Origin of the sequence: Variovorax sp. HJSM1_2 (assembly GCF_049316285.1) — a bacterium.
Taxonomy (GTDB): Bacteria; Pseudomonadota; Gammaproteobacteria; order Burkholderiales; family Burkholderiaceae_C; genus Rhodoferax_B.
The window spans coordinates 231255-241445 of sequence record NZ_JBMOXA010000007.1; the positions used below are offsets into that span (position 1 = coordinate 231255).

At 64.0% G+C, this 10191-nt stretch carries 9 protein-coding genes; 6 read left to right on the forward strand and 3 right to left on the reverse strand.

The features are described 5' to 3' along the window. Positions 1-95 precede the first annotated feature (95 nt). Entirely contained in the window at positions 96-1577 is a 1482-nt protein-coding gene (xdhA, locus tag ACFQ95_RS10515) for a xanthine dehydrogenase small subunit (protein ID WP_422830803.1), read from the forward strand. Then, on the forward strand, positions 1574-3940 hold the full coding sequence (gene xdhB, locus ACFQ95_RS10520) for a xanthine dehydrogenase molybdopterin binding subunit (RefSeq protein WP_422830804.1): 2367 nt from the start codon (positions 1574-1576) through the stop codon (positions 3938-3940). Before xdhA ends, xdhB begins: the two co-directional genes overlap by 4 nt. A gap of 77 nt (positions 3941-4017) precedes the next feature. Here xdhB and ACFQ95_RS10525 read toward each other — a convergent pair whose 3' ends face one another. Then, positions 4018-4569, reverse strand: a complete 552-nt coding sequence (locus tag ACFQ95_RS10525) for a hypothetical protein (RefSeq protein WP_422830805.1) — start codon at positions 4567-4569, stop codon at positions 4018-4020. A 96-nt stretch (positions 4570-4665) separates the two neighbouring features. After that, the gene (locus tag ACFQ95_RS10530) at positions 4666-5607 is read right to left on the reverse strand and encodes a LysR family transcriptional regulator (RefSeq protein ID WP_422830806.1); all 942 of its coding nucleotides are present in this window, start codon (positions 5605-5607) and stop codon (positions 4666-4668) included. 83 nt (positions 5608-5690) lie between these two features. On the opposite strand from ACFQ95_RS10530, the gene mdlC reads away from it, so the two are divergent. Genes mdlC through ACFQ95_RS10545 form a run of 3 tightly spaced genes read left to right on the forward strand, consistent with a single transcriptional unit; the run spans position 5691 to position 9113 of the window. Next, positions 5691-7325, forward strand: coding sequence for a benzoylformate decarboxylase (gene mdlC, locus ACFQ95_RS10535; protein WP_422830807.1), 1635 nt, complete (start codon positions 5691-5693; stop codon positions 7323-7325). Positions 7326-7372: 47 nt separating this feature from the next. Beyond that, entirely contained in the window at positions 7373-8377 is a 1005-nt protein-coding gene (locus ACFQ95_RS10540; protein WP_422830808.1) for a Bug family tripartite tricarboxylate transporter substrate binding protein, read from the forward strand. Between the two features lie 43 nt (positions 8378-8420). Then, positions 8421-9113: an AraC family transcriptional regulator gene (locus tag ACFQ95_RS10545; RefSeq protein WP_422830809.1), complete on the forward strand. Its 693-nt coding sequence runs from the start codon at positions 8421-8423 to the stop codon at positions 9111-9113. Positions 9114-9132: 19 nt separating this feature from the next. Here the strand turns inward: ACFQ95_RS10545 and ACFQ95_RS10550 are convergent, their stop codons facing one another. Continuing rightward, a complete protein-coding gene (locus tag ACFQ95_RS10550) occupies positions 9133-9375 on the reverse strand; it encodes a TIGR04438 family Trp-rich protein (protein ID WP_422830810.1) in 243 nt (80 codons plus the stop codon). 135 nt (positions 9376-9510) lie between these two features. Here ACFQ95_RS10550 and ACFQ95_RS10555 point away from each other — a divergent pair, with 135 nt between their 5' ends. After that, positions 9511-9819, forward strand: a complete 309-nt coding sequence (locus tag ACFQ95_RS10555; protein WP_422830823.1) for a c-type cytochrome — start codon at positions 9511-9513, stop codon at positions 9817-9819. The last annotated feature ends 372 nt before the right edge of the window (positions 9820-10191 follow it).

The window sequence follows — 10191 nt, forward strand, 5'->3', positions numbered from 1 at the left end:
GGATGGCACTTAGGTTTACCCTGTGTTGGTAAGCCTTTATGGACCGCCGAAAACATAACCAAAATGACGGCAAGACGCAGTTCTTGCCCAACCCCATGACCACCAAACCCATTCGCTTTATCCGCCAAGGCCAACCGGTCACGCTCCACACTGTAGCGCCCACCCGCACCCTGCTAGAAGTGCTGCGCGAAGACTTGCACTGCACCGACACCAAGGAAGGCTGCGGCGAAGGTGACTGCGGCGCCTGCACCGTGGTGCTGGGCGCCGTGGAAGACGGCGCCTTGCGTTACCGCGCGGTCAACAGCTGCATACGCCTGGCGCACTCGGTGGAGGGCATGGCGGTGTGGACGGCGCAAGATCTACCCGCCGAAGACGGCACGCTGCACCCGGCGCAGGAAGCCATGGTGCAGTGCCACGGCTCGCAATGCGGCTTCTGCACACCGGGCTTTGTGATGAGCCTGTTTGGCATGTACCAGAACCACACGGCGAAGGGCCAGCCCATTGACCGCGCACTGGCGCAGCAAGACCTGTCGGGCAACCTGTGCCGCTGCACCGGCTACCGGCCGATTCTGGACGCAGCCCAGCACATGGCCACCCTGCCCCCGGTCAAGGTCGACGAAGCTAAGCTGCTACAACAACTAGAGCAGCTTGCGCAACCCCAGCAAGCCGCAGAGGCCGATTTTGCTCAAGCCCCCAGCTATCTGGCGCCACGCACCCTGGCCGAGCTGTGCCAGGCCCGCGCCGCCCAGCCGCAGGCGCAAATCGTCGCCGGCTGTACCGATGTCGGCCTCTGGGTCACCAAGATGCACATGCAGTTTGCGCAGGTGCTGGACGTCACCCAGGTGCAAGAGCTGCGCCGCATCAGCCGCACGGCTAGCCACACACAGATTGGTGCCGCCGTGCCGCTGCAAGACGCTTTCACTACCCTGGCCGCCGAGCGCCCACAACTCAAGGCTTTTGCGGCCCGCTTCGCCGGCCTGCCGGTGCGCAACTCGGGCACGCTGGGCGGCAACGTGGCCAATGGCTCGCCGATCGGCGACAGCATGCCCTTGTTGATTGCCCTGGGTGCGCAGGTGCGCCTGGCCAGCAGCCGGGGCGAACGCGCCATACCGCTGGAAGACCTGTACACCGGTTACCGCAAGAACGTGATGGCGCCCGACGAAGTGCTGGCCTTCATCGACGTACCCCACGTGAGCGCGGGTGAGTTGATGCGCGTCTACAAAATCTCCAAACGTTTTGACGACGATATTTCGGCCGTCTGCCTGGCGTTGAACCTACACGTCGAGGATGGCGTAGTGGCCAGCGCATCCGTAGGCGCGGGCGGCGTCGCGGCTACCCCGGTGCGCGCGCGCCAATTGGAGGCCGCACTCACGGGCCAGCCCTGGACGGAAGCCAGCGTGCGCCACGCCATGCAAGTGCTGCGCGCCGAGTTCCAGCCTATCTCCGACATGCGTGCATCGGCCGCCTACCGCACCGAGGTGTTGGGCAATCTGCTGTGGCGCTTCTGGCTGGAAAGCCAGGGCCAGCAAGCCATCAACCTCGAATCGATTTCGTCCCTGTTGTTGGAGGCTGTATGAACGCACCCGACAAAATGAAACTGCAGCCCGATGCCCAAGCACCCGGCACCTCGGCCGCCGGTGTGTCGCGTTTCCACGAAAGCGCACGCGCCCAAGTGGTGGGCGCCGCACCCTACATCGACGACCTGCCCGAAGTGCGTGGCACCTTGTACGCCGCGCCCATACTTTCCACCGTAGCGCACGGCAGGCTGCGCGGCGTAGACGACAGCGCCGCGCGCAGCATGCCCGGTGTGCGTGCCGTGCTGCTCGCCAAAGACATTCCCGGCGACCCCATACTCGCCGCCTTTGGCCACGACGAGCCCATCTTCGCGGGTGACACCGTTCAGCACGTTGGCCAGGTGGTTGGCCTGGTGGTGGCCGCCAGCGTGATGGAAGCGCGCCGCGCCGCGCGCAAAGTCAAACTCGACATCGAGCCCCTGCCCGCCGTGCTGAGTGTGCACGAAGCACTGGCCGCGCAAAGTTATGTGCTGCCACCGGTGTTTGTGCGCCGGGGTGATGCGGCCCAGGCCCTGGCCAGCGCACCACACACCTTGAAAGGCACGCTGGAAGTCGGCGGCCAGGAACACTTCTACCTGGAAGGCCAGGTGGCCTATGCGCTGCCACTGGAGCAAAACCAGTGGCTCATCCATTCGAGTACACAACACCCGGGCGAGGTGCAGCATTGGGTGTCGCATGCCTTGGGCCTGCCCAATAGCGCGGTGCGTGTGGAATGCCGGCGCATGGGCGGCGGTTTTGGCGGCAAGGAAACCCAGGCTGGCCACTTGGCCGTTTGGGCTGCCATTGCGGCACACAAGCTGCGCTGCCCGGTGAAGCTGCGCCTGGACCGCGACGACGACTTCATGATCACCGGCAAACGCCACCCCTTCGCCTACCAATACACGGTGGGCTTTGACAACACCGGCCTGCTGCAGGGCCTGCAGTTGCAGATGGCGGTGAACTGCGGCTTCAGCGCCGACTTGAGCGGCCCGGTGGCCGACCGCGCCGTGTTCCACGCCGACAACGCCTACTTTTTGGCCGACGTGGACATCGCCTCGTACCGTTGCAAAACCAACACCCAGAGCCACACCGCTTTCCGTGGCTTTGGCGGACCGCAGGGCGTCATCGTCATCGAGACCATCTTGGGCGACATTGCGCGGCAGCTCGGCCTGGACCCGCTGGCCGTGCGCCGCCGCAATCTGTACGACGCCGCACCGCCGGTGGGCACGGATGCGCCCGTCACCCCAACCTCGCGCAACGTCACACATTACGGCATGAAGGTGGAAGACAACATCCTGCACCCGCTGCTGGAGCAACTCGAAAAAACCTCGCACTACCAACAGCGCCGCACCTCGATTGCCGCATGGAACGCCACCAACCCAGTGATCAAACGCGGCATCGCCATCACGCCGGTGAAGTTCGGCATCTCCTTCACCGCCACGCTGTTCAACCAGGCCGGTGCGCTGGTACACGTCTACACCGATGGCAGCGTGCAGGTGAACCACGGCGGCACCGAAATGGGCCAGGGCCTGAACACCAAGGTGGCGCAGATCGTGGCCGATGAATTAGGCGTGCCCTTCCACACCGTGCAGGCTACGGCCAGCGACACCAGCAAGATCCCCAACGCCTCCGCCACGGCGGCATCGAGTGGCACCGACCTGAACGGCCGCGCCGCGCAATACGCCGCGCGCAATGTGCGCAACAACCTGGCCAGTTTTGTCTGCGGGCTCGATGGCTGCGGCGCCGGCGCCATTCGTTTCAAGGGCGGCGAAGTGATCTCGCCCAGCACTACACGCAGCTTTGCCGACGTGGTGCAGCAGGCCTATGCCAACCGCATCCAGTTGTGGAGCGACGGCTTCTACCGCACGCCCAAGATCCATTACGACAAACACACCCTCACCGGCCGGCCGTTCTACTACTTTGCTTATGGCGCGGCCTGCAGCGAAGTGGCCATAGACACCCTCACCGGCGAGAGCCGCGTGCTGGCCGTGGACATACTGCACGACGTCGGCACCTCCATCAACCCGGCCATAGACATAGGCCAAATCGAGGGCGGCTTCATCCAGGGCATGGGCTGGCTGACCACCGAGCAACTGGTGTGGAACAACAAAGGCGTGCTCAGCACCCACGCGCCCAGCACCTACAAGATCCCGGCCACGGGCGACGTGCCGGCGCACCTCAAGGTCGACCTCTGGCCCGAACCCAACCGCGAAGACAACGTGTTTGGCAGCAAGGCCGTGGGTGAGCCGCCGTTCATGCTGGGCATCAGCGTGTTCGAGGCGTTAAAAGACGCCGTGGCCGCCGCGCGCGCTGATGCTGCCGTGGTGCAGCTCACGGCCCCTGCCACAGCCGAAAACGTCTTGTACGCGTTGAACCGAAAGGAATAGGCAAAGCCACGCAGTCATGGGGCGCATATGCAAGAGCGCCACGCAGGCTTTACAGACAAGCGCAGAGCGCTATTCTTTCAGTAGCTGCCCAACATAAACGACAAACGCTGTGAAGACTCCACTGCAGGCGTTGGCGCCTTGCCGCTGGCAGCTTTCACAGGCAGCGTGATACGCACTGTGCTGCGGTCGCCCTCCACACCTTCGGCTTCGATGCGCAGGCCAAACAGCCCGGCCTCACCTTTGAGCAGCAGCAAGGCCTCGCGTGTCGCCACATCACATTGGTGGTGGCCCGAGGTCTTGGCGCCGCAGGTAATGCGTGTGGGCGCTGGCAATACCCCCCGGTGTTTGGACACCACGTAGGTGAACACGTTGACATGGTTCAGCGCATCGGTCGCGACAAAGGTGAGCGCCAGGTCGCGCGAGGTCTTGGCGCCGGCGCGCATGGCGAGGGTGCGCGGCGCAATGTCGAACACCACAAACGGCGCGTTGTTGCTCAGGTATTCGATAACCGCCGGTTCACTGCCTAGCGGTGATGAAGCTATGGGCGGGTCCTGGGCCATCGCCGCGTGTGGCAGCAAGAGCAGCAGCTCGCACACCAGCATTGCGCGCAAGGGAATCGATGGCAACATGGCGGCCTCCTGTCAGGTATCAGCCTCCCCACAATCCCTGTGGTTCTCTTTTGCTGAATTCTGCGCCTGCACATCGGCACACACCAGTCTTCCCGGTCAGTGTTTTCCCTCCGCGAAAAGCCCCACCAGCGTATCGCGCAACCAGCGGTTGCCGGGGTCGGTCTCGAAGCGCGGGCTCCAGTGCAGCGACACGCTGAAGTCGCGCAGCGGAAACGGCGGCTCCACCAGCGCAAAGCCCTGCTCGGCAAAACTGCGGGCGATGTTGCGCGGCATCACCACGGCCAGATCACTGGCCAGCACAATGGCCGGCAGCACCATGAAATGCTCGGTAGTCAGGCGCAGCCGGTCTTCAAGCTGCAGCAGTTGCAGGATGCGCAAGGTGTCCGAGTGGCTGCGCACGGCCACAAAGTCCAGGGTGTGCAGCGCCGCCAGCAACGCGGCCGGTGGGCGTTTCTGCAGTTGCCGCGCCACTCTCACAAACGGGTGGCCGGCGCGCAGCAGCACGATGTAGCGGTCGTTGAGCAAATGCACACGCCGCGTGTCCTGCACCGTGGGCAGGAAGCCAAACGCCAGATCGATCCGGCCCTGGTCCAGGGCCAGCACCAGTTCGGCAGCCGGCACAGGCTGGGTCTCTATGCGCACACCCGGCGCAATGCGCCCCAACATCGCCATGATGTCGGGCAGAAAACGCGCCTCACCAATGTCGCTCATGTGGATGCGAAAGCTGCGCCGTGAGGCCAGTGGATCAAACTCGGCAGCCGGGTTCAGCGCCTGCTCCAGCAAGCTCAGCGCACTGCGCACCGCATCCGCCAGACGGTGGGCCTTGGGCGTGGGCGCCACGCCGCCGCTGGCACGCACAAACAGCGGATCACCCAGCAGCGTGCGCAAACGTGTCAAGCCCTGGCTGGCGGCGGGCTGCGTCAAATCCAGTTGCTCGGCCGCACGGCTGACGCTGCGGCACAGGTAGACCGCGTCGAACAGGCGCAGCAGGTTCAGGTCTATGTCTTTGAGATGCACGTCCAGATGCATTAAATGCATGAAAGATAGTCGGCTTATTTTATTGATTTATGAACTTCGGTCGCAGAACATCGCTGCATTCGACCAAGACCGGAGACAAATCCATGCAAGCGGACATCGCACCACCCCCAGCCACTTCGTTGACCGCCGCGCCGCCCCAGCGTGTCAGCGTGCGCGACGCCGTGCTCGACCTGCTGCGCGGCTTCGGCATCCACACCATCTTCGGCAACCCCGGCTCCACCGAGTTGGCGCTGTTTCTCGACTTTCCGGACGACTTCCAATACGTGCTGGGCCTGCAGGAGTCGGTGGTGGTGGGCATGGCCGACGGCTACGCCCAGGCCACACACAACGCCAGCTTTGTGAACCTGCATTCGGCCGCCGGCGTGGGCCATGCCATGGGCAACATCTTCACGGCGCACAAGAACCGCACACCTATGGTGATCACCGCTGGCCAACAGGCGCGCGCCATCCTGCCGTTCGACCCGTTTTTGTTTTCGGGCCAGGCCACCGAGCTGCCCAAGCCCTATGTCAAGTGGAGCTGCGAACCGGCACGCGCCGAAGACGTGCCCCTGGCGATCGCACGCGCCTACTACATCGCCATGCAGGAGCCGCGTGGCCCGGTGTTGGTGTCGATTCCGGCCGACGACTGGGAGCGGCTGACCGAGCCCGTCGCCGTGCGCGAAGTGGCACACACCATGCGGCCCGACCCCGTGACGCTGGCCCACATCGGCGACGCGCTGGATGCCAGCCAACGTCCGGCCATCGTGGTGGGCGCGGCCATAGACCGTGGCCAGGCCTGGAGCGAGGTGGTGCAACTGGCCGAGCGCCACAACGCCCGCGTCTGGGTGGCCCCGATGTCGGGGCGCTGCAGCTTCCCCGAAGACCATCGCCTGTTCGCCGGCTTCCTGCCCGCCATGCGCGAAAAAATCGTGCAACTGCTGGGCGGCCACGATTTCGTTTTCGCCATTGGCGCGCCGGCCTTCACCTACCACGTCGAAGGCGCGGGGCCTCACCTGCCAGCGGGTGCCACGCTGGCGCAGTTGATTGAAGACCCGTCTGTGGCTGCCTGGACGCCCGTGGGCACCGCCGCCGTGGGCAATATCCGCCTGGGTGTGCAGGAGTTGCTGCAGCGCCCGGCGCCGCGCACCCGCGCGCTGCCGCCGCCACGCGCCGCACGCTCCGTGGCACTGCCGCCGCCGGCTGGCGAGCGTATGTCCTGCGCCTTTGTGCTGCAAACCCTGGCCGAATTACGTGCGCCCGACAGCGTGGTGGTGGAAGAGTCGCCCACCGCGCGGCCGGTGATGCACGGCTACCTGCCCATGCTGCAGAGCGAAACCTTCTACACCATGTGCAGCGGCGGCCTGGGCTGGTCCATGCCAGCCGCTGTGGGGGTTGCGCTGGCAAAACCCCAAGCCAAGGTGATTGGCCTGATTGGCGACGGCTCCAGCATGTATTCCATCCAGGCGCTGTGGAGCGCGGCGCAATTGAAGCTGCCCATCACCTACATCATCCTCAACAACCGCCGCTACGCCGCGCTGCAGGAGTTTGCGCCGGTATTTGGCTTCCAGCCCGGCGACAAGCTGCAGGGCACGGATCTGCGCGATATCGACTTTGTGGCGCTGGCCCAGGGCCATGGCTGCCAGGGCGCGCGCGTTACCGATGCTACGCAATTGCGCGATGCACTGCAGGCCGCGCTAGCGGCGCCGGGGCCATTTTTGCTGGAGGTGGAAATCGCCTGAGGGGCCACCGTTTCGCTTTTTCTGATTCGTTAAAACAAGGAGACAACATGTTCAAAACAACAACATCCCTGCCCCGTCGGCGCCAACTGCAAGGCGTCGCTCTCGCCATTGCCGCATTCGCAGCTGCGAGTTTTGCACCGCTAGTACAAGCCCAGGCCTGGCCCACCAAACCTATCCGCCTAGTGGTCAACTTCCCGCCGGGCGGCGCGGCCGACCAGATCGCGCGCATCATCGCGCAGCCGCTGCAAGAGGTACTTGGCCAGCCGGTGGTGATAGACAACCGTGGCGGCGCTGGTGGCAACGTCGGCGGTGACGCCGTGGCCAAAGCTCCAGCCGATGGCTACACGCTGCTGATGAGCTCGGGCGGCATGGTGTCGGTCAACCCCTACATCTACCCCAAGATGCCGTTCGACCCGGCCAAGGACTTGGTGCCCGTGGCCGCCGCTGCACGCGTGTTGGTGTTTCTGGAAACCCGTGCCGATTTCAAGGCCGGCAGCATCCAGGAGTTCATGGCGCAACTGAAGGCGAATCCCGGCAAGTTCTCCTATGGTTCACCCGGCAATGGCAGCTCGCCACACCTGGCCGGTGAGCTGTTCAAGGACATGGCCGGGCTTTACGCCCTGCACGTGCCCTACCGTGGTGCCGCACCCGCCATGCAAGACCTGCTGGGCGGCCAGATCGACTTCATGTTCGACCCGGGCATAGGCCTGAACCAGGTGCGCGCGGGCAAGCTCAAGCTGTTGGCCGTAGGCAGCCTCAAGCGTTCACCACTGTTTCCCAACGTGCCGACGCTGGACGAAGTGGGCCTCAAGGGCTTTGACGCTGACACCGTGTTCGGCGTCTACGCGCCGGCTGGCACACCGGCCGAAATCATCACCAGGCTGAACACCGAGATCAACAAGATCTTGATCACGCCCGCGGCCAAAGAACGCATTGCGGCACTCGGTGGCGAGCCTGCACCTATGTCGCCTGCCGACTTTCACAACCGCGCCGCATCCGATGGTGTACGTTTTGGCGAGTTGATCAAGGCGCGCCACATCAAGGGCGACTGATCGCCCTTGATGTGGCGTGGGTGGAGCGTGCTACGCTTTACCCATGTCAGCCGTCCTCCAAGCCACCTGCTCGATTCGCCGCTACAGCGGCGAATACGTGGCACACGCCCACGACCACGCACAACTGATGTTTGCGCTGGACGGGCGCATGGAACTGGAGATTGAAGGCCATGCAGCCTATGCCGACACCAGCAGCGGCGTGATCGTGCCTGCGGGCATGGCGCATGGTTTTCTGGCGCCCCAAGCGCGCATGCTGGTGCTGGATGCACCCGCACAGGCGGCCACCGACCGTGTGCGGCGCTTTGCCGTCACCGCCGATTGCCTGATGGTCGCCAAACAGGTGTCCGCAGCCGGCGCGCAAGACCCCAACACACCCACACACCACTTGCAGATGCTGCTGGCGGCGCCGCGCATCCTGCTGCGCCGCGAGCTTGCACTGAGCCAGCTCAACAGCGCACTGGATGCGGCCCTGCACAACGCCTGGAGCACCGCGCAGATGGCCGCACTATTCCACTTCAGTCCGCAGCGCTTTCATGTGCGGCTGCTGGAGTTGACCGGTGCCACACCGCAGGCGTATCTGCGCACACGCCGGCTGCAGGCGGCGATGCAACAACTCAAAGCCGGAAACACCCTGGAGACGGTGGCGCTGCAAGTGGGCTATAGCAGCCCCAGCGCCTTGGCCTATGCACTCAAGCGTGAACACCAGGTGACGAGCCGCAGCCTGCGGCAAGCCTGACGCGTTTGGCCTTATAAGCTCAGCGCGGCTTCTTCGGCGGCAAACCCATGTTGTCGCGGTGTTTGTCGATGCGGCGCTTTTTGCGCGCTTCTTCGGCTTCGACTGCCTTGCGCTTGGTGTAGCCGCTGTAATCTGCCCACGCCCACCAGGCCGCCGCCAGCGCAAACGGCGCCAGCACCGTCCACCAGCTCCACACGGCCACGGGGCCGATTTCCAGGTACTTCAGCAACAGCAAGACGATGCCCAGCACGAGCAGATACATCCAAAACTCCGATAGAAAATGGCGAATCGCCAACGGCCTGGCAGAGGCCCCCGACAAGCCAGGGTGATCCGCCGCCAAGACAGAATGTGCAGGAATGTACCCCAATCGATGAGGAAAACAATGCTGCGTTTGCCGATGCCTGTGCTGACACCAGCCCTCCTGCTGCTGCCCCTTCTGCTGTGGATGGCAGCCCCTGCGCAGGCCGATGAAGCCCTGGCCAAATCCAAACACTGCATGGCCTGCCACGACAAGGGCCGCGTGGGCCCCGAATTCAAGAAAATTGCCGAGCGCTACAAAGGCGACGCCAGCGCCTCTGACCGGCTCGCCAAGAAGATCATCAACGGCGGCGGCACGGTCTGGGGCGCAGTGCCCATGCCGGCCAACCGGCACGTCAACGAAGCCGATGCCAAAAAGCTGGCGGACTGGGTGCTGATACAAAAGTAAACCGTTTTGCGCGCAAAGAAAAAGCCGCTGTCACCAGCGGCTTTTTCATGTATCAAATTGACCTTGGACGTTTTCTGAGAAAGCCTAGCAAGCTACCGATTCAGGAGCATCTATTGATCAAAGCTTCTCAGCCAATGGATCCAGAGGGATGAGGGTTTTGCCGCCACGTCACTTCGCTGCGCGAAATGAGTGTCGTCAAACCCAGCGACGGCGCAGTGCGCCGCCCGCCACGCCTCGCGGCGTGACGGGTTCCTGGATCAAAGCTTTTCAGCTAGTTGATCCAGAGGAATGAGGGTTTTGCCGCCACGTCACTTCGCTGCGCGAAATGAGTGTCGTCAAACCCAGCGACGGCGCAGTGCGCCGCCCGCCACG